The organism is Olivibacter sp. LS-1, from assembly GCF_008245145.1.
In the GTDB taxonomy this organism is placed as follows: Bacteria; Bacteroidota; Bacteroidia; order Sphingobacteriales; family Sphingobacteriaceae; genus Olivibacter; species Olivibacter oleidegradans.
Map to the genome: position 1 here is coordinate 346,395 of NZ_CP041643.1, position 23,181 is coordinate 369,575.

Below are 23,181 nucleotides of genomic sequence, written 5' to 3' on the forward strand. Positions count from 1 at the left end.
CTCGAAGTTATCTTTGTGTTGGCAACGACAAATTGTTAGCCATTAGCTGTACAATAATTATTGCCCACGGTTTTCCATTTCAATCCCCAATGATGTAAATCCAAAATGATGGCTAAGAGTTCTCTCCCCTTTTCAGTCGTTGTGTAGCGAATCTGTGGCGGTGTGGTATCCGGAATATCGCTAGCAGTGATGAGTGATTCTTCTTTTAATTCTTTAAGCCTTTTGCCTAAGATCTGATCGGAAAGCGTGGGGAAGTTTTTTTTCAACGCGGTGAACTGAGCGATACCTTCATTGATACAATATAATAATTGCATTTTCCATCGCAGTGAAATACTGGCCAATACGTCATTTACGTCGCAGGCTTCTGCTAATGTCTGCCGATTTTCGCTGTTGGTCGATAGTTCTTTCCGGGGGGTTGCCATAGTGTAATCTTGATAATCTTTACTCACTTTGGGATGAGTTATTGTGTTGCCTAACACCTCACCATACTTTTGTAGTCTTCGTTTAATCATACAAATTTATTAAAAATGAAACCTCCGCGGTAGTACCGCTAACACAAAAGGTAAAAAAAAAAGGAGGTTTCATAAGGCAGTTAAGAAACAAAATATTTTAGAATGAAACAGTTTAAAAGCGTAGTATTACTACTATTATTGGTAAGCGTCCAGATCTTTGCGACGGCAAAAGCTCCCAAAAATAACCCGGTATTTGTACTCGTTCACGGCGCTTGGCATGGCGGATGGTGTTGGTCGGACGTAAAGCAAAACTTTATCGACAAGGGCTACAAAGTTTTTACACCAACACTTACCGGACTTGGTGAACGTAAACATTTGGTTAGCGAAAAGGTAAACCTGGATACGCATATTGACGATATTGTCCATCTGATAGAAATGGAAGATTTGCACGATGTTTACCTGGTTGGACATAGTTATGCCGGTGCTGTTATTGCGGGCGTTGCCGACCGTATTCCGGAACGATTATCGAAATTGATTTTTCTTGATGCGATGATTGTTGAAAATGGACAAAGCGCTATTTCTCTACAGCCCGACGGTGTGCAGCAACTACAATTAAAAAACATCAAGAGGAAGGAGAACTTCGAACCTTTTGATGTGGCATTATTTGGTGTTACCGATGCTGTTGTGGCTACTTCGGTTAAGAAAAGATTGACGCCTCAACCTTTTAATACGTTTGCTCAACCACTGAAACTAAAGCATAAATATGGGAATGGCCTACCGCTAGTCTATATCGCATGTACCCGCCCACAACTGCCTATAATGAAAGAAATGAGCGATAAGGTTCAGGCAGACAAAAACCTGAGTTGGCAACATATTGAACTTCGCACCGGCCATGACGCGATGATTACCGCTCCAAACGAATTGGCCGACGTTTTTGAGGGATTGATCAATTAGCTAACGTTGACGACAGGGGTGTAGGGGTACCAATCCAAAGGACGGCCAGTTGACTGAAAGGCGACAGTGAAAGCTTGACGTTGTATAAGGTTTGATGAAAGATTTCTAGCCGGAGAAGGGAGCTTGTAAATAGGTAAAATCATCAAGATATCAATATATTTGATCGCAGAAAGAAGCTTACATTTTAATTCGGGAGAATAGCGATGAAACAAGGTAGAATGATCATAATTACCGGTTCGCCGGGAACAGGTAAAAGTACAACGGCATCCATAGTGGCTAAGGAATCTACTTTATCAAAGTCGGTACACCTGCATACCGATGACTTCTATCACTATATCTGCAAGGGGGCAATACCGCCATTTCTACCGGAATCACAGGAACAGAACTTAATTGTTATTGAAGCCTTTTTGGAAGCTGCAAAACGTTTTGCACGTGGTGGATTTGATGTAGTTATTGATGGGATTGTTGGCCCGTGGTTCTTAGGCCCGTGGTTACAAGCGGTACAGGATAATTATGAAGTACATTACATTATTCTAAGAGCGACAAAAGAAGAAACGATGAAACGGGCAATCAATCGTTCCAAATTAGACGAGGAGACGAACACGGAGTTGGTGGAAAAGATGTGGGAGCAATTTAACAACTTAGAGCACTATGAATCAAATGTCATTGATACAACAGATCTATCCATCGAACAAAGTGTTGCGAGAATAAAAGCTGAGATTGAAGAAAAATCTTCTTTACTTATCCACTTGATGTAACCGTCCATGTACGAACAGCGTTTCAAATACGCTTATCGATAGTTTGTTACATTTGGAATCATTGCCGCACGATACATTCTCTTACATATCTTTTCCACAAGGAGAGGTCTTTCAACAAAGAAATTTGTAAACTTGTGCTCACGTAAATTTTATGAAACTACGCTATTCTGATATAAGGAAACATTTGCGTGTTAACAGATTAAATGGCTCCGCAGACAATGTTGCCACCCTAACCCACTATTTGCAAAATCAGGATCTAGAATCGAGCGCGACATATGAGCAATATGCGCACAGTTTTTACGAAGAACTTCAACGGAATGTCCCCGAATTCGGAGATATATCCATGCAGCACCTTAAGTCGATCAAGTGGGATATTCCTTTCCCCTCTCCTGACAGGCCAAAATTCACATTTATAGATCTTTTTGCGGGGATTGGAGGATTTCGATTGGCTTGTCAGAATCTTGGAGGAAAATGCGTGTTCACCAGCGAGTGGAACGAGAGTGCCAAAAGTACCTATGAAGCTAACTTTGCGGAAGTGCCTTTTGGAGATATCACCAAAGAATCAACAAAAGCCTTTATCCCAAAGCAATTTGATGTTTTATGTGCAGGATTTCCTTGCCAGGCTTTCTCCATTGCCGGAAAAAGAGGTGGTTTTGAAGATACGCGTGGAACGCTTTTTTTTGATGTTGCGGAGATTATCAAGCGACATCAGCCGAAGGCCTTCTTTTTGGAAAATGTAAAAGGGCTTAGAAATCACGATAAGGGGCGCACTTTAACTACGATATTGAACGTGTTGCGGAATGACCTAAACTATTTTGTTCCGGATCCGGAGATCGTCAATGCCAAAAATTTCGGAGTGCCACAGAACAGGGAACGCATTTTTATTGTGGGTTACCGCAAAGATTTGGGGATAGATCGCTTTGAATATCCTGAACCCTTGGATGAACCGGTAGCCATCGAGGATATTTTTGAAGAAGAGGAAGTCTCCGTGAAATATTACTTGTCAACGCAATACTTAAAGACGTTAAAAGAACATAAAGCCAGGCATGAAAGTAAGGGTAATGGCTTCGGATTTGAAATCATACCAAATGATGGCATTGCCAATGCGGTTGTTTGTGGAGGCATGGGAAGGGAACGAAATTTAATAATCGATAATAGACTAACGAATTTCACACCGGTTACAAAAATAAAAGGAGAAGTGAACCGAGAGGGAATCCGGAAAATGACTCCTCGCGAGTGGGCTCGTTTGCAGGGTTTTCCGGACACGTACAGAATCTGCGTATCCGATGTGCAGGCTTATAGGCAATTCGGAAACTCAGTTGCCGTGCCCGCAATTCAGGCCACAGCTGAGAAATTGCTGGAACAATTAAATTTGCAATAAAATGTGAATTTTAACCTCCTTTCAACTATTAATAATCATCAGAATTAGGAAAGTGCATTGGGTGGAGGGCCTCCTGCGGGTTTACCTTTACTTTCAGGTAGGGGCACATACTCTTCATTATCCATGGGTGGCAAATCGATACGCCCTTGTTTCCAGTCTTCTTTGGCCTGTTCAATCCTTTCTTTTCTACTGGAAACAAAATTCCACCAGATATACCGATCACCTAAGTGTTCACCGCCAAGCATCATCAACGTAGTATGTTCTTTGGCAATAATCACCGGATCAACACCCTTAGTAAATACCATGAGTTTTCCGGCGGTATAGATTACTCCATTTACTTCGACACTGCCCCTAACAATGTAAGCGCCTCTTTCGCTATGCCCGGTAGGCAGGCCAAAACGGACGCCCTGATCCAGTATAACGTGCACATAGAACAAGGGTGAGTGCGTTTTGACATTACTTTTCAATCCGTATGCATCGCCTGCAATCAAACGCATCCAAATACCTGTATCAGTAAATACGGGCAATTGTTCGGGCTTATAGTTGTCAAAGGTAGGATTGCTTTCTTCATCCTTCTCGGGAAGTGCTACCCATGTCTGTATCATTTCCAGTTCGCCTCCGTTCAGCATTGCGGGATCTTCGAAACGTTCGCTATGGGCAATGCCTTTTCCGGCAGTCATCCAATTTACTTCGCCCGGTTTTATCACTTGTTCTACGCCAAGACTATCTCGGTGGGTTACATTGCCGCTGAACAAATAACTTACCGTAGATAAACCAATATGCGGATGCGGCAACACATCCAGTTTATTGACCGTCGCTGCCGGAATATTTACCGGTCCGCCATGATCCATAAAAATAAACGGCCCAACCATTCTGCGAAGTTGATAGGGAAGAATACGTTTAACGGCAAAACCGGGAGCAATTTCGGCCTGTCTGGATTCTATAATGATATCAAGCATATGACATTACAACTAGTGAGACGTAAAGTTAAGGACATTAACGAAAGCACAAAATAACATAGGATAAGAAAATGCTATTAAAGGAGGTAAAATCCATTAGTAGCCATGTGATGGCTTTTAGGGGTCAGAACTTTCCTCCTGACCCTTAAAGTTATGGGATTAATCCGCTAGCTTTTTCTTAGTAAATCAAGCAGCTTTTTAGCTGCTTCTTCTGAAGACGCCGGGTTTTGTCCGGTAATTAGATTCCCATCCTGCACAGAGTAGCTCTTCCAGTCCTCCGTTTTACTATAGTTTCCACCAAGTTTTTTTAACTCATCTTCCACCAAATAAGGAACAACATCTGTTAATTGAACCGCTTCTTCTTCAGTGTTGGAAAAACCGGTAACTTTTTTTCCTTTTACCAGGGGATTTCCCTCTGCATCTTTCACAAACCGTAATACGCCAGGCGCATGACAAACGGCAGCAACCGGCTTACCTTCTTTCCAAAACGCTTCGATCAGTTTAATGGAACGCGCATCGTTGGTTAAATCCCAAAGCGGTCCGTGGCCTCCCGGATAGAATACCGCATCGTAATCTTTTTCATTCACATCACTTAATGGAATGCTATGTGCCAATTTTTCCTGCAGGGCCTTGTCTGCATCAAAACGTTTAGTGGCTTCCGTTTGGAAATCAGGAAGTGCACTTTTAGGATCTATCGGAGGTTGTCCCCCTTCGGGTGATGCGATCGTGACCTCTACGCCTGCATCGGCCAAAACGTAATAAGGAGCGGCAAACTCTTCCACCCAAAAACCTGTTTTTTCACCGGTATCTCCCAGTTGATCGTGAGAGGTAAGTACAATTAGTACTTTAAAAATTACTTTATCCATTTCTTTTAATTTTTATTGTCATAAAATGATAGTACAAAGTAGCGGATAAAAAACAGCATCATTAGGTGATATAGATCACATTTTAGAAAGCCGCTATTTTTAGTGAGCTAGGTCACATCATTTACTATGGTAAAGTCTGCTGAGCGTTTCTCTTGAAACTCCCAAATATGCTGCGATCAAATGTTTCGGAACAAGATTGTACAATTCAGGATATTGGTGCATTAGTTCCTCGTACCGACTACGGGCATCGTTATTTAATAGCGATAAAATTCTTTTTTGCAAACTGATATAACCTTTATTGGAACGCCATCTTAGAAAAGTTTCAATTTCGCGAATTTCTTTACAAGCCTTTTCCCTCTCTTCACTGTGGAGACAAAGCGTTTCTGCATCCGCAACGCAGTCAACGTTTACAGTAGCTCTTTCATTATTGTACAAAGCTTTATAGTCGGATGCCCACCAAGTTCGCATGGCAAATTGCAAAATGTGCATTTTTTGTTCGTCATTTACGAAAAACGTCTTCAAGCAGCCACTTAACACGAAATATTCGCAATCAACCTCGTCTCCCACATGAATAAGTTGTTGCCCTTTTTTGAAAGAAACTGGCTGGAAGAAAGAAAAAAAATAATCAAACTGTTCGTCACTCAACTGAATAGTTTTATGGATATGTTGCCGGAGCATTTCGTATGGCGTCATGCAAATGTATTTGTCTTATTAACAGGTAAGTCTTGATGATGCTATTGCCTACAGCACTATGTTACCTAACAACAAGCAATGGTAAGTATAAACAGTTATACAGCAATCTCCGAATTTATTAATTTTTTACAAAAGTTTTGGATATATGCGAATTGTTCGTAGCAATCCTGAGAAGAACTTCTGAAACTCAAACAGCAACCAGGTAAAAAAATCCTTGTTGACTCCGTTAGCCTACTTCCGGAGTTGATAACTGCAGGCTTATTGATGAATTAATTTGGTTGTCCGCCCGGTCATTGTAGGAAGAGGGCGCTCATTGCTAAATGCCGGCAGCCTCCAGGAAAACCTCAATTTAAAGCTGGTTGCTAAAAAATTTTTTAAATCCGGATATGTGACACTTCATTATTTGAAAAGTGACACTTAACTTTGGAGGCTGGCCACACAAACCCAGTTAAGTATTATAAACACTGAAACCTGAGGCAAACGACAAAAGAATTCTTATTTTCACCTATTATCAATATATTAGTTAAACCCTTTATGGAAGCTAAAGAAATTTTAAAAGCTCATGTCTCTAAGTTAGCTGCGTTATCAGATGAGCAGTTCGAATATTTCTTCTCGCATTTTAAAAAACTAATCTTTAAAAAAGGACAGGCTATTATTACTCAAGGCGATGTTGTTGACTGTGAATATTTTGTGGTTTCGGGTTGCTTAAAATCGTTCTATGTAAACGATGATCTGAAAATGTTCATTCTTCAGTTTGCCATGCCTACCTGGTGGACTTCGGATTACAATGCACTATATAACCAAACTAGCGCTACCATTAACGTAGATTGCATTACTGATGCAGAAGTGCTTTGTCTTAGCGATGAAGACCGGGAGAAATTATGTGCTGAGCTACATCAAGTAGGACATTTTTTTAGGTGGAGAACGAATAGAGGTTATGTTGCCACCCAGAATAGGCTGCTCTCTTTTATGAATAATAACGTAAAGTATAGGTATGAAGAGCTTTTAAAATTATATCCTGAGCTGTATAATACCGTTCCAAAAAACCTGATTGCAGCTTACTTGGGAGTCTCAAGAGAAACGCTTAGCCGACTATACCATACCTAAAGTGCTGTTGTCTAATTTCTCTATACTTTGTGAAGAATTAGACCATAGCTACCTACCAGCAATCATCAAACAAACCCGCGTACGACTTGTGGGCAATTACTTAACACGCTATCCTCCTAATTGGCGAGCCTGATATTCATTATAGATGTCCACCTCGGACACGAAATACATTCGATAGCAACGATTACTTACGATGGAGGAAGTTCGGAAGTGATCTAGATCACATAAAACTGAGGCTTATTTAAATGTGATGTAGATCACCTCTCCGACTCTAAAATACTAGCGTAATTTGTTCTGTATTTAAAACATAAACAATATGAAAACTCAGAAATTCAAAGTTATAACACCACAAAGCAACATAGACTGGGTGGGGAAAAAAGTAACGGGCGCACATAATGGAACCATTTCTATTAAAGAGGGCGAAATTATATTGAATGAGGGTAAACTTACTGGCGGTAAATTTATCATTGATACCAATTCTATAAAAATTCTGGATGTAACCGACCCTACACTTAACGCCCAATTCTTCGGTCACCTAGCTTCTGATGATTTTTTCTCATCCGAAAAATATCCTGAGGCGATTTTAGACATAACATCGGTTACGGACAGTCATGTTGAGGGAAACCTAACTATTAAAGGTATTACCCATCCCATTAGCTTTAATACGGTTGTTAATGTAAATGGCGATACATTAACCGCAACCGGCTTGATTATAGTGGACCGCACCAAATACGGAATGAAATTTCGTTCGGGAAATTTCTTTCAGAATCTAGGCGATACGCTTATCTACAACGAGTTTGAACTGAATATAAAGGTTACTGCAAAAGTTGCCTAAAGTTAAAATTACAATTATGCCGTACGTAAAAATCGAAGTTACTCGCGAAGGAGTTACAAGAGAACAAAAACAAAAGTTAATTAGTGGAATTACCTCCTTAATAACAGATATATTGAATAAAGATCCGCAATTAACTCATGTTGTGATACAGGAAATTGACCTGGATGACTGGGGATTTGCCGGAGAGCAGGTATCAATTTTAAGAGAAAAAGGTATTACTGCCGATAGAAAATAATAAAATGAAAAAGCAAACAATAATAGTAACTGGTGCTTCTTCAGGCATTGGTAAAGAAGTAGCTCGCCACTTTTTGGAAAAAGGCGATCATGTAGTGATCAATTCATCAACCGCTGAAAAACTCAGGGAAATTTATCACGAATTAGGTGCAGGTGAAAATCTTGCAATGATGGCAGGTAATGTAAGTGATCGAAAAACAGGGAAAAAACTCGCTGCTATAGCCCTCGACAGATTTGGTTCAGTGGATGTATTGATAAACAATGCTGGTATCTTCGAAACTAAACCCTTCCTACAAGTAGACGAGGCGTACTTGGATCGCTTTTTAAACACAAATTTAAAAGGGACTTTCTTTACAACCCAAGCGGTTATTCCGCAAATGCTTAAACAACGCAACGGCGTTGTGATCAACATTGGTACACCATTAGTAAATCATGCACTTGGCGGGCTGCCCATCTCTGCACAAATGGCATCCAAAGGAGCAATACATGCCCTTACAATACAGCTTGCAGCTGAGTTTGGGAAAAACAACATTAGGGTGAATACCATAGCACCCGGTACTATCCGCACACCGATGCACGGAAACAAAGCAGATGAAAGTGCGACCTTACACCTGCTAAATCGTGTAGGCGAGGTAGAAGATGTCGCTGAGATGGTTTATACAGTTGCTAAGAGCAATTTCATTAGCGGTGCTATCATTAATGTAGATGGCGGTATGGCCGCTGGCCATCACTTGAATTAAGTGGAAATATATTTTTATTATCTTTTGGTCTTATTTCTTTCAAGTACCCGAAGTACAAAATCAAAACACAATGGATAACAACAGGGACGAATTAGCGGCAATTACCTATGCGCTAGAAGATTTTTACCTTAAAGGTATTTACAAGGGTGATGTTGACAGGTTGCGTAAGGTATATCATCCTAACGCACTTGTATTAGGCGATGTAAATGGTGTACCTTATGCCAAAACGCTTGAACAATACCTAGATGGTGTCAAAAACCGCCAAAGCGTTAAAAACTCTGGGAAACCTTTTAAAGGAACCCTTATATCAATCGATATAATTAACTCTATTGCTGTCGTCAAGCTACACGTTAAGATGTATGATTTTAATTATGATGAATTTCTGTCCTTTCATCGAGTTAACGGGCAGTGGCTTATCGTGAATAAAATGTTAACCAATGTAATCAAATAATAATTATGGTGTTATGTGGTATAAAACAAAAGTATCTAAAATTATGGGTATACAATACCCAATACTACAAGGGCCGTTTGGCGGCAAGCTGTCATCTGTAGAACTGGTATCAACAGTATCCAATGCAGGAGGCCTCGGCGGTTATGGAGCGTACACGTTAAGTCCACAGGAGATAAACGAATTGATCCGCCGGATAAAGGCGGCTACTAATAAGCCATACAATATCAACCTGTGGGTATCTGATACAGACGCAGTAGATGATACGGTGTCAGATGAGCAATTTAAGCAATCGCAGCAAGTATTCAAACCTTATTTTGATGAGTTAGGGATAGACCTGCCAGAGAAACCAGCGCCCTTCAAAACTCGTTTTGAAAACCAGGTGGAAATAATTTTGCAACAACGTCCGCCTGTATTTAGCTTTATATTCGGTATCCCCTCTGCTACTGTTTTGGAACAATGCCATAAATTAAATATTGTGACAATTGGAACTGCAACCACACTGGATGAAGCTATCGCTTTAGAAACCGCCGGTGTCGATATGATCGTCGCGTCAGGATTCGAAGCTGGAGGGCATCGGCCTTCGTTTCTAGCATCAGCCGAGCAATCCACCGTTGGAACATTTGTATTGCTTCAGCTTATTAAAGAGAAGGTAAAAACACCAGTTATAGCCGCTGGTGGTATAGCTAACGCAAAAGGCGTTGCAGCAGCGTTGACGCTCGGTGCGGATGCGGTGCAAATTGGAACAGCTTTCTTGGCTACAGACGAATCGAATGCTACTACCTTTCACAAACAGATGTTGTTTTCTGATGCAGCCCGATATACCATGCTATCGAAAGCTTTTACCGGAAGATTAGGCCGAGGATTAATTAATCGTATCGCTCAGGACTTAATCCCTCAAGAAATGAATTTTTTGCCCTTTCCGTTGCAAACGCAATTTATGTCGCATATCCGGAAAGCCGCAATTGAACAAGAAAAGTGGGACATGATATTCTTTTGGGGCGGCCAGATAGCTCCTATCTTAAAACACACCAAAGCAAATGAGCTAATGCAAACAATAGTTAAAGAAACAACAGCATATCTTAAACAGCTAAAAGCTTAACATCATTAAAATGCAATCAAAATAATTAATTAAACGCGATTAGTATGCAAAATGAACAAGTTATTGTTGATTCAAGCTTTACAGCTATGATCAACGCACCGATTGAAAAAATTAACATTCCGGAATGGTGCTTTACGCTTCCTGAACATGAATATCAAGCGTGTTCGCCTGCCCACGTTACTTCGGGTGTTACCACGTCGCCAGACGGTAAAAGGATGTCTGTAAATGTTGAAGTTCTTGGAGGAAGCCTAATGGTTCAGCATTATATTGAAAAGGTATCAAAGCCATCGCATCTTATATTGGAATCCGTCTCTGACATATTTACACCTAGCGGACACATTAACATTCTTGTTCATTGGGAGATGAGCGTAAAAAAGATTGACGATAACACCTGCGAATTCACGAACCGAGTTATTTCAAAACCCACTGAGGAATTTATAAAAAGTATTGAAAAACAAGGGATTCCATTTGAATTATTCAAAAGCCAACGGCAGCCGGTATCGATTTATCACAATCAAAGCGAGACTCCTCTGTTCGCAAAAAGTATTGAACGATATGCTTTCAGAAATAATTAATATGGTTTGCAAAATTTGAAGGAAAATGAGAATTCAAACATACGAAGGCGACAATACCGCATTATTGTTTATTGATCCTTACAATGATTTTTTGTCAGAAGGGGGAAAAATTTGGCCGAGGGTTAAAGATGTCGCTGAAGATAACAACCTGTTAAATAATCTTCGTACTATTGTAAAAGCGGTCCGACAAGCTGATATCCCTGTGTTTATCGTGCCCCATAAACGGTGGGAATCCACTGACTATCAATACTGGAGGTACCCTAACCCGACGCAGCTGGCTATTATGGACCGCCATTCATTCGCAAAGGGTACTTGGGGAGGTGACTGGCACCCAGATTTTGCTCCCCAAGATGGAGATATTGTTGTTAAGGAGCATTGGGCGCAAAGTGGTTTTGCCAATACAGACTTAGACATGTTGCTAAAACAGCGAGGTATTAGTCACGTGATAGCTATTGGTTTGCTAGCCAATACCTGTGTCGAAGGCACCTGTCGATTTGCGATGGAATTAGGTTATCATGTAACCTTAGTAAAGGACGCCACCGCTGCCTTTACTAAGGAAATGATGCATGCAGCACATGTACTTAATGGGCCTACGTATGCCCATCTCATATTGACAACCGAAGAACTGGTAAAAGCACTGCCGAGAAAGCAATTATAGGCTGGCTACTTTACAGCCGCTGGCTTCCTTTGAACAACGGACGGGTCTTATTTAAAGGTAATACCAATACAATAATGAAACATGAAATAAGTTGTTGACTAAATTGGATTAAAGCGGATGACGGTTAGTAGGGAGCTGTTAGGACAAAAATTTTACAAAATTCCTTATTAACGTTAGCACCTCATCAAAATGGGTATCCAGCACATCGTGCCCTCCATCTAAAATATGAATTTGCGCGTTGGGCAGATCCTGCTTATAACAAGGCACTTCTTTCACAGAAAAGAAAATTTCATATTTTCCCCAAATGACAAGGGCCGGTGGTTGGTGTTCGCGAAAATAGGCCTGGTAAACAGGAAACATTTCTAGGTGGGTTTTGAAATCACAGTTTAACTCAAACTGCTTTTCAATATTACCCGGCCTCTTCAAAAACTCCCAGTCAAGCATCCAAAATTCCGGACTGACCCTCGATAATGTTTCTTTGGGAAGCCCACCGAAGTATTGGTTTTTTATACCTTCTACGCTTAAAAACTTAATGAGCTTTTTTTTCTTTTCAGCCGTTGGGTTGTACCAGTAGTCGATATACTCGTCCCATTCAGGTCCCATACCTTCTCGGTGCGCATTACCGCTCTGAACAATAATACCTGCAATCTTCTCCGGGTGATTGATGCATAGTTGAAGTCCAATCGGTGCGCCATAGTCATGAAGGTAAATAACGAACCTATTTAAATTTAAGGCCTCGGTTAATTTGCGTATCAACATAGATATATTTCCAAAGGTATAGTTAAATGTATCGGGTACGGGAAATTGACTGAATCCAAAGCCTGGATAATCTGGAGCTACAAGATGGTATTGATCGGACATGGCAATCATTAAATTTTTGAAAGCTACGGATGACGTCGGGAATCCATGTAATAGCAATAGGGATGGATATTTTCTATCGCCAGCCTCCCGGTAGAAAATATCAATTCCATCGATTTTGATGGTTCTGTTGTAGATTTGCCTCGACATGCCATTGTATTTAACTGAAATATACAGGCTTAACCCAAAGAGTTATACCGCAATCGTTTAGAAATAACATATGCATGTTATATTTGTTCTGAACGATTGGAAAGAAAGTCTGTATTGCATTTCTTAAACCAACTTAAGTTTCATGTGCTTTTCTGTTAGTAATTTTGTACTGTTAATTTAAAAATTTAGCTATGGCCATGAAATTAGTACAATTTCCGCAACTGTTTTTAAGGTTTGCTCTTGCTATGACGATGCTCTCAGCAGTTGCAGACAGACTAGGTTTTTGGGGAGATAATTCAGCCTGGGGAAACTGGCAGCGTTTTGAAGAATATACGGCAACGCTCACATTTTTTCTTCCTCCAACTTTAAGCAGATTTTCCGCTTATGCAGCCACTTTTTTGGAAATTGTGTTATCGCTATTACTGATTTTGGGCTTTAAATTAAAATGGACCGCTATTGCTACGGGAATTCTACTGTTGCTATTTGCGCTTTCAATGTCCGTTTCTTTGGGAATAAAAGCACCGCTCGATTATTCGGTATGGGTGGGTAGTGCAGCTGCTTTTCTATTAGCAGTTCAACAAAAACCCAACAATACCGGTAGCTCGTTATGATATGGATGTGACCACTATTGAATATCGCAATTAGTTTATTTCATCAAATAGGGGTACTTATCAAAGCCTGATATGTTGATTAAATTTCAATTGCTTAATTACCGGTCTGGCTGTTTTCCCGTTGATGTTTCCACAGCTCATCAAATAGCACACTACGTGCCTTCAAATCGACAAAATTACCTTCATCAACTATTCTTCCATTTTGCAGAATGTAAATATAATCGAAATATGGAAGTAAGTATAAGCGATGCAAACTGGAGATAAGTGCTTTTTCTTTAAATTCTTCAAAAAGATGTTGATAGATTTTAACCTCTGTTTTAGGGTCTATGCTGCTGGTGGGCTCGTCTAGCAAGACAATACTGCTTGATCGCGCCGCTAGTATACCTCGCGCAAGGGCCAGTCGTTGTTTTTGTCCTCCGCTAAGATTTACACCCTTTTCTTGAATGTGCGACTCCAAACCTTTGGGAAGGGTTTGTACGACTTCTGCAAAATGAGCAATTCGACAGACTTCCATCACTTCCTCATCAGAAAAGGGAAGCCCTAGGGTGATATTGTGCTTGATCGTGTTTTCAAATATTTCCGGCTCTTGCGGGAAGAGGGTGACAGCATCGGCCAAGCTAGCAGCATCAATTTGCTTACTTCCATCTAATCTAATACGTGTATCGGACTGATAGGTATATAAGCCCCTTAGTATGGCCATAAGCGTGCTTTTACCACTGCCGCTTTCTCCAATCAACGCAATCTTCTGCCCCCTTTGAATGGTAAGATGAATATCATGCAGGCTGTGCGCATTTTGACCGGAAGAATAGGTTTCGGTATGCGAGAAATTCAAACCCTGTACCTCAACCTGCTGCCATTCATTTGGTAGTGCTACCGTAGCCTCGGCCTGATGCTGTTGTTGATAAGCATCGCTAATATGACGGGAGGTTTCCACATCGGTATTAAATTGAACGATCTGCGTATATTGCCAAGCTACGTCATGAAAAACGCTCGTGAACTGGTTGACAAATCCCAGCAGGGCAACTAGATTACCGATTAAAAAGAGTTGACCAGGCTGGCCGTGCTGATAAATATATCCCAGTACGGTAACTACATAAATAAGCGCTACAAGCATATCGGCGATGAACCATTTGAATTCATTTACATGTACGGACGTCTTATAAGGAGGATAAACATCAGCTACTTTCCCCATTAAACTCTTTTCCATTCTATTCTGTAGCCGCAAAGTAATCACGGTGATGATATTAGAAAGGCTGTCAAACAGTGTTCCGGATACGATATGATCTTTTTCGTTTGTTTCGTCCAGTGCCTTGATATAGGGCTTATCAAACCTGAAAATGACGTAAACCGTCAGCATGCCGATACCTACACCGATCAGCCCAAACAACGGCGAAAAAGCAATCATAGCAATGAGAGAGAACACAAACTTCATCAATGCATAGGTATACATAAATCCGTTTTCAAAAAAGGATTTCAAGGCTGTATAGGCTTTCGGGATTCTATTGATGGTAATTCCGGAGTGATTATCCTGATGCCACTTCACCGGAAGATGTAAGGTTTGATGATAACGATCTTGCAAAAAATTTCGGCTAAGGGCGAATGCCAACTTCTGTTCAAGTATTCTCGCCGGTCCATGGAAACTCCATTCCACCAACTTGAGAAGCATATACGCCCCTACATAGAGCCAAGCATAATGTAGGTACGCAGCTCCTTCCTGCTGTATACCGTTGATGAACCAGCCATACAGTAGCGGATAAGTGGCAAAGGCTGCACTGGCAAGAATAAACAGCCCATATATGAAAACATAGCGTTGCTTCTCACCTCGGGCATAAGTCCAGGCGGTGCGTAATAGGGAGATGTAAGGGTTAGCCATAATTCAATGTAAAGGTAACTGATTATGTGCAATACCCTTAATTTTTTTACGCTAGACAATTTAAATGAATTGGCGACAACACCCTAACGGCGGTTAAAAATGATGAATTAGCTAATTTATATTTAATTAAAGGAGTTCCGGAACGCTTGCGGTGATAGCTTCGTTTTGATTTTAAAAAGCTTGCTGAATGACTGTGAATGTTCAAAACCTAGTGCATAAGCTACTTCACTCACGGATAAGTTGGTGGTAGAAAGCTTCTCTTTAGCCTTTTCAATTACTTTTGCATGAATATGCTGTTGCGCGTTCTGCCCTGTTAGGGAACGCAACATATCACTCAGATAGCTGGGCGAAAGATGTAGCTTTTCAGCAAGGTAGCTCACAGTTGGCGTGCCCTGGCTTGACGGCATTTCTTGATCAAAATATTGGTTTAATAACTCTTCTAGTCTCTGCAACAGCTCATTGCTAACGACCTTACGCGTAATGAATTGTCTCTTGTAAAAGCGATTGGCATAATTAAGCAACAACTCGATCTGGGAGATCATTACGTCCTGACTGAAGTCGTCAATCCGGTTATTGAGTTCTGTTTCGATATTACGGAAAATGGACATGATGATTGCTTTCTCCTCTTCCGACAAATGGAGTGTTTCGTTGGCGGCATAAGAGAAAAAACCATACTGCCTAATCTTTTTTGTCAAGGGATATCCTAAAAAGAAATCGGGATGAATCAACAGGGTGTATTCTGAACATACAGCGCCCTCATCATCATTACCGCCTATTATCTGACCGGGGGAAGCGAATAACAGGCCTCCCTCATCAAAATCATAGTAACCTTGGCCATACTTCAGCTTTCCGCTCAGCTTTGGCTTGTACGAGATTTTGTAAAATCCCAAAACGTGACGTTGCGGAATTTTAAAAAGTTCGATCTGAGTGTGTGCTCCATTGATAAGGCTAATAAGCGGATGCCGGGGCTGAGGCAAACCAAAAACCCGATGTGCATCTGAAAGCGATTCAAATTTATGTAAGCTTTTTTCTTCCTTTTTCATGCCAACAGCTAATATAGTCATAACCGGCTAGTTATGATAACCGGTTATGGTTGTTTTTTATTTCGGTTCACCTTGAGCGGCGCGGGATACCTCATCCCAAGCCTCCCAAATAGCCAATCGTTGCGCGTAAGCCGCTCGGGTACCTGATAGGTTATGGCTACCCAAGTTGAAACGCAGCGGTGGCTGTTCCGCGTCTATCATTTTAAACAAGGCCTGTGACGTTGCTGCCGGATCGCCTCTTTCCATGGTTTTTAAACTGTCTACAAATTTAGCTTTGAAATCAGTATATACCTCCATACCCTGCGCAAACTTTAAGGATTCCTGACTACCGAATTCGGTAGCATAGGCCCCCGGTTCAATAATCGTTACCTGAATACCGAAAGGGGCTACCTCCGCCGCTAAGCTTTCATGAATAGCCTCAAATGCCCATTTAGAAGAACAGTAATAGCCTATTACCGGCATGGTAACATGGCCAAGGTTGCTGGAAGTACCGAGGATATGGCCATACCCCTGCTCTCGAAGCAAGGGCAAGGCGGCTTGTATCACGGCAACCGGCCCTAAAATATTGGTCTCGTAAAGTGCTCGGATATCTGCCGGGCTTGCTTCTTCGATAGTTCCTACCAAGGAGTAGCCGGCATTATTGAGCACGATATCCAACCTACCAAAATGCGCATGTGCGGCTGTGACTGCTTCTTTCACCTGATCGGGTTTCGTTACGTCAAGTGCTACCGTCAATACTTGCTCGCCATACTGATCTTTCAGATCGGCAATGCTTTCCAACTTACGTGCCGTTGCTGCTACTTTATCGCCTCGTGCTAAGGCGGCCTCCGCCCATACACGACCAAAACCACGCGATGTGCCGGTAATGAACCAAACTTTATCTTTTTGTTGTGTCATGATTGTTTATCGTTTTTGTTCCCAACAAAAGTAGTTTATGCACATTTTTTACTTGTGTGCTAAGTGCGGATATTTGTAGTCATAATGAGGATAGGTTATCTTATATCTCAAATAGTCGATTAACTTTTCATCAGCAATTTCTTGCTCAACCATTTTCTAAAGGGTTCATCATAAAGCTTTAAGAAGAGATAAGCTACTAATATAGTACCCAAAAAGAGAAGCAACGTTATCGGCCATATTTGGGTGAAGGTAAGATTTTCTTGCCATACCCATGCATAAAACAGGTACATGAAAGGATAATGTACCATATATAGTGGATACGATATATCGCCTAAGAATTTACAGATTTTAATAGAGCTTTTGCCGGTTGTAGTTCCGGAGGCACCCAAATAGACCAGTATGGGAAAAATAACAAGTGTACATAGTGCATCATAGATCCCGTTCATCCAAAGAGCTTCTGCTTCCCCAATATGGGGTATGGAAAGTAAAATAATAATCGCCAAACTGCAGATCCAAAATGCGCCTTTTACTTCTACAGGTTTAAACTTGCGCGACATCAATACACCGGCGGAGAATGAAAACAACAAACGTAGAAATCCACCGATCAGGTTATGGCCTGCCATCGTCCATCCTACACCTAAATGGCCATAACCGGAAAAATTAAATATAGCAAAGGACGCCAATCCGATTCCGGCCAACAGGACGAGTACTCCAAGTGCTTTTGCCGATAACCTACGGATGAACAATGCATACAGGATATTGCCGATATACTCAAAGAATAAGGACCAACTAGGGCCATTGAGCGGATACATCTCTCCATTTCCACGTACTTCGGGGCCCGAGCCAGGAGCAGCAGGGATTAAGAAGAGATTAATGAGTAAAGCTAGCATTAACATGGATAAAGATACCTTCGAACCATCCCATTTCACGCTGCCTTGTATATAGAAAGTAATCGCGCCTAAAATAGCGCCCATAATAACCATGGGATGTAAACGGATTAATCGACGTTTGATAAAATCTTTTACTTTCATTGTTTTCCAACGATCATCATAAGCATAGCCGATAACGAAGCCGGACAGTATAAAGAAAAAATCAACGGCCAAATATCCGTGATTGAAGTGTTGGTCGACAGGACTTGTTGCAAATGCTTCGAATATGTGGTACCAAATAACCATAAGAGCCGCAACGCCTCTTAAGCCGTCAAGAAGAATGTAGTGGGGTTTAGTGTCTGCAAAAGCAGCAGAAGCGATTTTGTGCATAAAAATGTATAAATTGAATGGTTATTTCAATACCAAATGACCATACGGCGAGGTGTTATCCAAAACTTTCTTTTTCTTGCCGCGCAATTTATGAAATGAGTTCAAAAAAATGGTTACCTAGGGTAAATAAATGCATAGCAATTAACGAAGAATGGACGGCTGTTGCAAAAAAAGCCATCTCTTGTTTTTATGAGATGGCTAATTAAGTCAACTATTTTTATTTTACATTCGTCAAAGGCCTGATTTTGATGTTTCGGAAATCAACTGGTGTGCCCTCATTCTGAAAAAGGAGATGTCCTTTTTCGGCTTTTCCAAAATTTTGAAGGTCTTTGTATTTACTTGCTTGAATCAGTTGTGCAAATGCAGGTGTACTCCGATCATATGCGACCACTTTTTTGCCATTAAGCCAATGGCTGATATGACGCCCGTTTACAATAATCTTGGCGGTATTCCATTCGCCAAGTGCTTTTACTTCCTTTTTTGGATCGGCAGGAATGAGATCGTAAAGTGAGGCGACAGACCGCAATTCGCCTCGCTCGGGATATTGGTAATGCAGATCATCCAGAATTTGATATTCCAGCCCTAAATAAGTGCCCTTTTTCCCTGGAAAGGTATTGGTGACTAAATATTTAACACCGCTATTGGTGTTTTTTGCCGCCCTAAATTCAAAGGTCAGTTCAAAATTATCAAAGGAAGCCGTGGTGATAATATCCATTTGTTTTCCATGCGGAATCGGGGTTGCCATCAATAAGCCATCTTTCACCACCCAACCGCCATCAGCTAGTTTTTGTAAACCTGCAAAGCTTTTTCCATCAAAAACGAGCTGCCATCCGTTTGCTTTCTCTTGGGCAGTTAACTCATTTTCCGTTTGTGCCTGTACTTTATACATGAGTAGTACAAAAAGTAAGACCATCATTTTTAGCCTATTCATTTGTGTTGATTTATTAGAAATCCATAGACAACGGTATAGAAGCTGCAGGTCCGTTCATCGATCTAAATCTTAGACTCTCCCGCAGCCCCTTTTTCTTTAAATTTTAGGTTCCCATCCCGGCTCATAGCTCCGGCTCCACAATTTTTCCGCTTCGGCGTCACCTACAATATGCCCGTTTTTAGGATCAATCCTTAAATCACGGCCTACTCGCCAAGATATATTCCCTAACAACATGGCCACTGTACTCTTATAGCCAAGTTCGATATCGCAGTTTGGTTGCCTATTATTTTTAATCGCATCCAGAAAATCGGCAGCATGTAAGCTGTCCATCCCCAAGCTTGGACTTGCTGTATTTCTACCGGCCAAACCTTCGTTTGCCGATGTCGATTTTTCTTCTTTGATGAGCTTACCTTGTAAATCATAGATCTTATAAGCATCTTCACCGGTGTCCAAACTTCCCTTGTCGCCGTAGAAAATAACGCCTCGTTCCAAACCTTCTACTTGGCGTCCGTTGCAGCTTCTGTTTTCCCAAATGAGGGTTGCAGTAGGATATTCCAGGGTTACAACCTGTGTGTCGGGTGTTTCCCAATCGTCCTGAAATTGATAACGCCCTCCGATTGAGCTTACCCGTGTTGGGAAATCTACACCTAAACCCCAACGGGCAACATCTACCTCGTGGGTACCATTGTTCAAAGCTTCACCTGTTCCCCAATGCCAGAACCAATGCCAATCGTAGTGGATTAAGCCGTCCTTATAAGGTACCCGCGGTGCTGGGCCTTGCCACAGATCATAATCGAGCCAGGAAGGAACGGTACCGGGTTTCAGAAAAGTTGCTTTGCGGGTGTTGGTATACCACGTTTTGGCCATATACACCTTGCCAATGATGCCTTGATGCAAGAACTCAATGCCTTTGGTAAGTGTGGGCGCCGAACGACGCTGTGCTCCCATTTGTACAACACGGTTATATTTTCGGGCAGCTGCTACCGCCATCTCTCCTTCTGCCGGATTATGTGCCATTGGCTTCTCAACATATACATGCTTGCCTGCCTGGCAAGCCATGATGGTTAATGGTGCATGCCAATGGTCGGGTGTCGCCGTATAGATAGCGTCAATACTTTTGTCTTCCAATACTTTCCGTAAGTCTTTCTCAGCGCGGGGTGTATTGCTTTGCCCTGCCTCTGCAACACGTTTCATTGCTTTTGGAATGGCTCGCTCATCTACATCACAAATGCAGGCTACGGTTGCATTTTTTTGCTTGGCAAAAGTACCGCTCATGCTGCTTCCGCGGCTATTTACTCCGATGGTGGCAAGCTGAATACGCTCATTAGCTCCGATAATATTGCGGTAGCTTTTGGCACTAAAGGCCAACGCAGGGTGATGGTCTATTATGTCGGCACCAACTGTTAAAGCGGCTGTGCCTATTCCCAACTTTTTTATAAAATCTCTTCTTGATTTAGCATTCATGATGTCTTTTTTAAATTTTTATAATGCTTTTATTTTCACGTTCTTAAAATAGACGATGTCTCCATGGTCTTGTAGCAAGATGTGCCCTTTACTAACTGAACCGAAAGCGGGTTTCGCCTCTTTAAATTTGCTCAGCTGTCGTGCTTTCTCAAATGCCGCGCTCTTGCGATCATAGCGAAGTACTTCCTGGCCATTGAGATAATGGACTATTTGACTATCTTTTGAAACTACGCGGGCATGATTCCATTCGCCTACCTTAACCGGTACTTTTTTCTCAACGGCCAGCATATCATACAAGGCGCTCAGTTGGCGATTGCCATCGCGGCCGAGCTTGGCGTCCGGATGGTAATCATTATCAATAAGCTGGTATTCCATGCCGAGCCATCCACCCTCGCTATACTGTGTAAAGAAGTACTTAATACCGCTGTTGGCACCTTTTGTTAACTTAAAATCGACACGCAGGTCAAAATCGCTATACTCTTCTGCGCTAATGATATCGAGATGTCGTTGCCCTCTGGTTTCCTTTAAAGAAAGTTGGCCGTTTTCAACTTTCCAACTTGCATTCGGTGAGGTGCCTTTTGTAGAAGTCCAACCGGTTAAATCTTTTCCGTTAAAAAGCAATTGCCAGCCTGCTACCTTCTCTTGTGGTGTTAAGGCATTATCCTGTGCATACGCGCCTTGGTTACTTAACCCGAAGAGCGCAAGGAATATCAGTAAAAAAAAGAGATTTACTTGAATTGTCATGATCTAGCATTTATAATTGTGTATAACCTTTATTCTGGATAATCTGTTGCGGATTGGCTTGCATGACAGTCATCGGAATGGGATAGGCCAGCGCGTCATCACTCCAGGTGAAATTATTAAAACCATCGGCTTTTTGTTCCGCAATCATGACATCCTTCGCTCTACTGGTTCTAACGAGATCGAACCAGCGATGATTCTCAAAAGCAAGCTCTACACGACGCTCCTTTTCGATCGCTAGCAGGAAAGCCTGATCATTGGCAAAGTCTGCTAATTGATAATCGCTTAGCAGATTAGCAGGAGCTGGGGCATTTGGATCTCCGGGTGTATTTCTAGCCCGCTCCCGTATTTTATTTAGATAGACCAAGGCGGTCGCTTGATCTGTACCGGTGCGCACCAGCGCTTCAGCATAGAGTAAATAAATATCGGCCAGCCGAAGTTCGATCCAGTTATTTCCGTTATCGGAACCACTGGTCGCTACATCGTAATATTTGCGAATATATTTATCGGTTTCAAAGGCACCGGTTTTGGCGTTTACCCAACCATCGCGCATGGATACATATTTTCGAGGGTCTCCGGTTTCATAAGCATTCGACATATCCTGAGTCGGGGCGTTCTGACCGCTTTTATCTCCCACCAGCACTACTTCTTTATCCGAAAAACGGGGAGCAAAATTATTATTCCACGGACTTCCCGTAACCCCATTCGGTGAACCTTTCATGTATTGAATTTCAAAAAGCGATTCCACACTATTTTTCTTATTTACATCGAATAGATCGGCATAGCTTGCCACCAATGCATACTGTCCGTTATTAATCACTTCTCGGAATTTTTCAATGGCTTTGGTATAAAACTCATTCCCTTTATTCAAAGGATATCCTGCCATGAACATATAAACCTTTCCTAATAAAGCGCTAGCCGCTGCTTTGGCGACGCGCCCTTTATCGCTTCCGCCATAATTTTCCGGAAGGTTAGCTTCCGCAAATTGAAGATCGCTAATAATTAATTCATAAATTTCCTCCAAGGGTACCCGACGCAATTGATAGGCCTCATCAGGTGTCAGTTCTTTATCCGCTTTAATGACACCTAAGAGCTCCCCGTTCAGTGCATAACCGCCAAATACCCTATTTAACCAAAAATAAGTAGATGCGCGTATGAAGCTAGCCTCTGCTTTATATTGGTTCCGAAGCTTTTCATCGGTAAAAGTAGCACCATCGCTTCGCCCTAGGACGAGATTACATCGCAAAATGGTATGATAACTATCATCCCAGCAATCCATCAAAAAATTATTCTCGGGCAGCAACGGGGAGGCAAACTCGTCTATTCCCTTTTCATTTGCCGGATTACCGGCTAACCAAGAGTAAGTGGTATTATCAGAACGAATTTCGCCCAAGCGATAATAGGTCCCATTATAGAGTTCACGCAGACTGGCATAAGCAGATAAAGTAGCCTGATTAATATCTTGTTGGGTTTTATAAAAATCACTACTATTTAAATTAGAAGGTGGCGTAAGTTCAATAAAATCCTTACTGCAAGATGACAGTATTAAAGCCGTCATACTTAATAAAAGAATCTTTTTCATAGCTGTTATA

The 23,181-nt window shown here is 41.6% G+C and carries 25 protein-coding genes; 12 read left to right on the forward strand and 13 right to left on the reverse strand.

Features of this window, described 5'->3' with window-relative positions; genetic code table 11:
- Window positions 1–35: 35 nt before the first annotated feature.
- Window positions 36–512: a helix-turn-helix domain-containing protein gene (locus FKG96_RS01450; protein WP_149105066.1), complete on the reverse strand. Its 477-nt coding sequence runs from the start codon at window positions 510–512 to the stop codon at window positions 36–38.
- 102 nt (window positions 513–614) lie between these two features.
- On the opposite strand from FKG96_RS01450, the gene FKG96_RS01455 reads away from it, so the two are divergent.
- The 3 genes from FKG96_RS01455 to FKG96_RS01465 all read left to right on the forward strand — a co-directional run bounded on the left by FKG96_RS01455 (window position 615) and on the right by FKG96_RS01465 (window position 3,545).
- The gene (locus FKG96_RS01455; protein WP_149105067.1) at window positions 615–1,406 is read left to right on the forward strand and encodes an alpha/beta hydrolase family protein; all 792 of its coding nucleotides are present in this window, start codon (window positions 615–617) and stop codon (window positions 1,404–1,406) included.
- Between the two features lie 203 nt (window positions 1,407–1,609).
- The gene (locus FKG96_RS01460; protein WP_149105068.1) at window positions 1,610–2,164 is read left to right on the forward strand and encodes an AAA family ATPase; all 555 of its coding nucleotides are present in this window, start codon (window positions 1,610–1,612) and stop codon (window positions 2,162–2,164) included.
- 151 nt (window positions 2,165–2,315) lie between these two features.
- A complete protein-coding gene (locus FKG96_RS01465; RefSeq protein ID WP_149105069.1) occupies window positions 2,316–3,545 on the forward strand; it encodes a DNA cytosine methyltransferase in 1,230 nt (409 codons plus the stop codon).
- A 44-nt stretch (window positions 3,546–3,589) separates the two neighbouring features.
- Here FKG96_RS01465 and FKG96_RS01470 read toward each other — a convergent pair whose 3' ends face one another.
- The 3 genes from FKG96_RS01470 to FKG96_RS01480 all read right to left on the reverse strand — a co-directional run bounded on the left by FKG96_RS01470 (window position 3,590) and on the right by FKG96_RS01480 (window position 6,063).
- Window positions 3,590–4,504 (reverse strand): pirin family protein, encoded by a 915-nt coding sequence (locus FKG96_RS01470; RefSeq protein ID WP_013664204.1) that lies wholly within the window; start codon window positions 4,502–4,504, stop codon window positions 3,590–3,592.
- Between the two features lie 167 nt (window positions 4,505–4,671).
- Entirely contained in the window at window positions 4,672–5,370 is a 699-nt protein-coding gene (locus FKG96_RS01475) for a type 1 glutamine amidotransferase domain-containing protein (protein ID WP_013664205.1), read from the reverse strand.
- Between the two features lie 117 nt (window positions 5,371–5,487).
- Window positions 5,488–6,063 (reverse strand): Crp/Fnr family transcriptional regulator, encoded by a 576-nt coding sequence (locus FKG96_RS01480; RefSeq protein WP_149105070.1) that lies wholly within the window; start codon window positions 6,061–6,063, stop codon window positions 5,488–5,490.
- A 534-nt stretch (window positions 6,064–6,597) separates the two neighbouring features.
- Here FKG96_RS01480 and FKG96_RS01485 point away from each other — a divergent pair.
- From FKG96_RS01485 to FKG96_RS01520, 8 genes are all read left to right on the forward strand, one after another.
- Window positions 6,598–7,170, forward strand: coding sequence for a Crp/Fnr family transcriptional regulator (locus tag FKG96_RS01485; RefSeq protein ID WP_130854914.1), 573 nt, complete (start codon window positions 6,598–6,600; stop codon window positions 7,168–7,170).
- 316 nt (window positions 7,171–7,486) lie between these two features.
- A complete protein-coding gene (locus FKG96_RS01490; protein ID WP_130854913.1) occupies window positions 7,487–8,005 on the forward strand; it encodes a YceI family protein in 519 nt (172 codons plus the stop codon).
- A gap of 16 nt (window positions 8,006–8,021) precedes the next feature.
- Window positions 8,022–8,240, forward strand: coding sequence for a 4-oxalocrotonate tautomerase family protein (locus FKG96_RS01495; protein WP_130854912.1), 219 nt, complete (start codon window positions 8,022–8,024; stop codon window positions 8,238–8,240).
- 4 nt (window positions 8,241–8,244) lie between these two features.
- Window positions 8,245–8,979, forward strand: coding sequence for an SDR family NAD(P)-dependent oxidoreductase (locus FKG96_RS01500; protein ID WP_130854911.1), 735 nt, complete (start codon window positions 8,245–8,247; stop codon window positions 8,977–8,979).
- A 70-nt stretch (window positions 8,980–9,049) separates the two neighbouring features.
- Entirely contained in the window at window positions 9,050–9,430 is a 381-nt protein-coding gene (locus tag FKG96_RS01505) for a nuclear transport factor 2 family protein (RefSeq protein ID WP_130854910.1), read from the forward strand.
- A 13-nt stretch (window positions 9,431–9,443) separates the two neighbouring features.
- Window positions 9,444–10,529, forward strand: coding sequence for a nitronate monooxygenase family protein (locus FKG96_RS01510; protein ID WP_149105071.1), 1,086 nt, complete (start codon window positions 9,444–9,446; stop codon window positions 10,527–10,529).
- Window positions 10,530–10,573: 44 nt separating this feature from the next.
- Window positions 10,574–11,104, forward strand: coding sequence for a hypothetical protein (locus FKG96_RS01515; RefSeq protein WP_130854908.1), 531 nt, complete (start codon window positions 10,574–10,576; stop codon window positions 11,102–11,104).
- A 25-nt stretch (window positions 11,105–11,129) separates the two neighbouring features.
- A complete protein-coding gene (locus FKG96_RS01520) occupies window positions 11,130–11,762 on the forward strand; it encodes an isochorismatase family cysteine hydrolase (protein WP_130854907.1) in 633 nt (210 codons plus the stop codon).
- 138 nt (window positions 11,763–11,900) lie between these two features.
- Here the strand turns inward: FKG96_RS01520 and FKG96_RS01525 are convergent, their stop codons facing one another.
- Window positions 11,901–12,770: an alpha/beta fold hydrolase gene (locus tag FKG96_RS01525; protein ID WP_149105072.1), complete on the reverse strand. Its 870-nt coding sequence runs from the start codon at window positions 12,768–12,770 to the stop codon at window positions 11,901–11,903.
- 191 nt (window positions 12,771–12,961) lie between these two features.
- On the opposite strand from FKG96_RS01525, the gene FKG96_RS01530 reads away from it, so the two are divergent.
- Window positions 12,962–13,381, forward strand: a complete 420-nt coding sequence (locus FKG96_RS01530) for a DoxX family membrane protein (protein WP_130854905.1) — start codon at window positions 12,962–12,964, stop codon at window positions 13,379–13,381.
- A 94-nt stretch (window positions 13,382–13,475) separates the two neighbouring features.
- Here the strand turns inward: FKG96_RS01530 and FKG96_RS01535 are convergent, their stop codons facing one another.
- From FKG96_RS01535 to FKG96_RS01570, 8 genes are all read right to left on the reverse strand, one after another.
- Window positions 13,476–15,254 carry an ABC transporter ATP-binding protein gene (locus FKG96_RS01535; protein WP_149105073.1) on the reverse strand — a complete coding sequence of 593 codons (1,779 nt, stop codon included), beginning with the start codon at window positions 15,252–15,254 and terminating at the stop codon, window positions 13,476–13,478.
- Between the two features lie 122 nt (window positions 15,255–15,376).
- A complete protein-coding gene (locus tag FKG96_RS01540; RefSeq protein WP_013664212.1) occupies window positions 15,377–16,318 on the reverse strand; it encodes an AraC family transcriptional regulator in 942 nt (313 codons plus the stop codon).
- A gap of 36 nt (window positions 16,319–16,354) precedes the next feature.
- A complete protein-coding gene (locus FKG96_RS01545; RefSeq protein ID WP_149105074.1) occupies window positions 16,355–17,194 on the reverse strand; it encodes an SDR family NAD(P)-dependent oxidoreductase in 840 nt (279 codons plus the stop codon).
- Window positions 17,195–17,313: 119 nt separating this feature from the next.
- Entirely contained in the window at window positions 17,314–18,453 is a 1,140-nt protein-coding gene (locus tag FKG96_RS01550) for an acyltransferase (RefSeq protein WP_149105075.1), read from the reverse strand.
- Between the two features lie 217 nt (window positions 18,454–18,670).
- Complete coding sequence (locus FKG96_RS01555; protein ID WP_130854902.1) at window positions 18,671–19,384, reverse strand: DUF1080 domain-containing protein; 714 nt, start codon at window positions 19,382–19,384, stop codon at window positions 18,671–18,673.
- A gap of 96 nt (window positions 19,385–19,480) precedes the next feature.
- Window positions 19,481–20,848 carry a Gfo/Idh/MocA family protein gene (locus FKG96_RS01560; protein WP_149105076.1) on the reverse strand — a complete coding sequence of 456 codons (1,368 nt, stop codon included), beginning with the start codon at window positions 20,846–20,848 and terminating at the stop codon, window positions 19,481–19,483.
- A gap of 18 nt (window positions 20,849–20,866) precedes the next feature.
- Complete coding sequence (locus FKG96_RS01565) at window positions 20,867–21,592, reverse strand: DUF1080 domain-containing protein (RefSeq protein ID WP_149105077.1); 726 nt, start codon at window positions 21,590–21,592, stop codon at window positions 20,867–20,869.
- Window positions 21,593–21,602: 10 nt separating this feature from the next.
- Window positions 21,603–23,171 (reverse strand): RagB/SusD family nutrient uptake outer membrane protein, encoded by a 1,569-nt coding sequence (locus FKG96_RS01570; RefSeq protein ID WP_149105078.1) that lies wholly within the window; start codon window positions 23,169–23,171, stop codon window positions 21,603–21,605.
- Window positions 23,172–23,181: the final 10 nt, after the last annotated feature.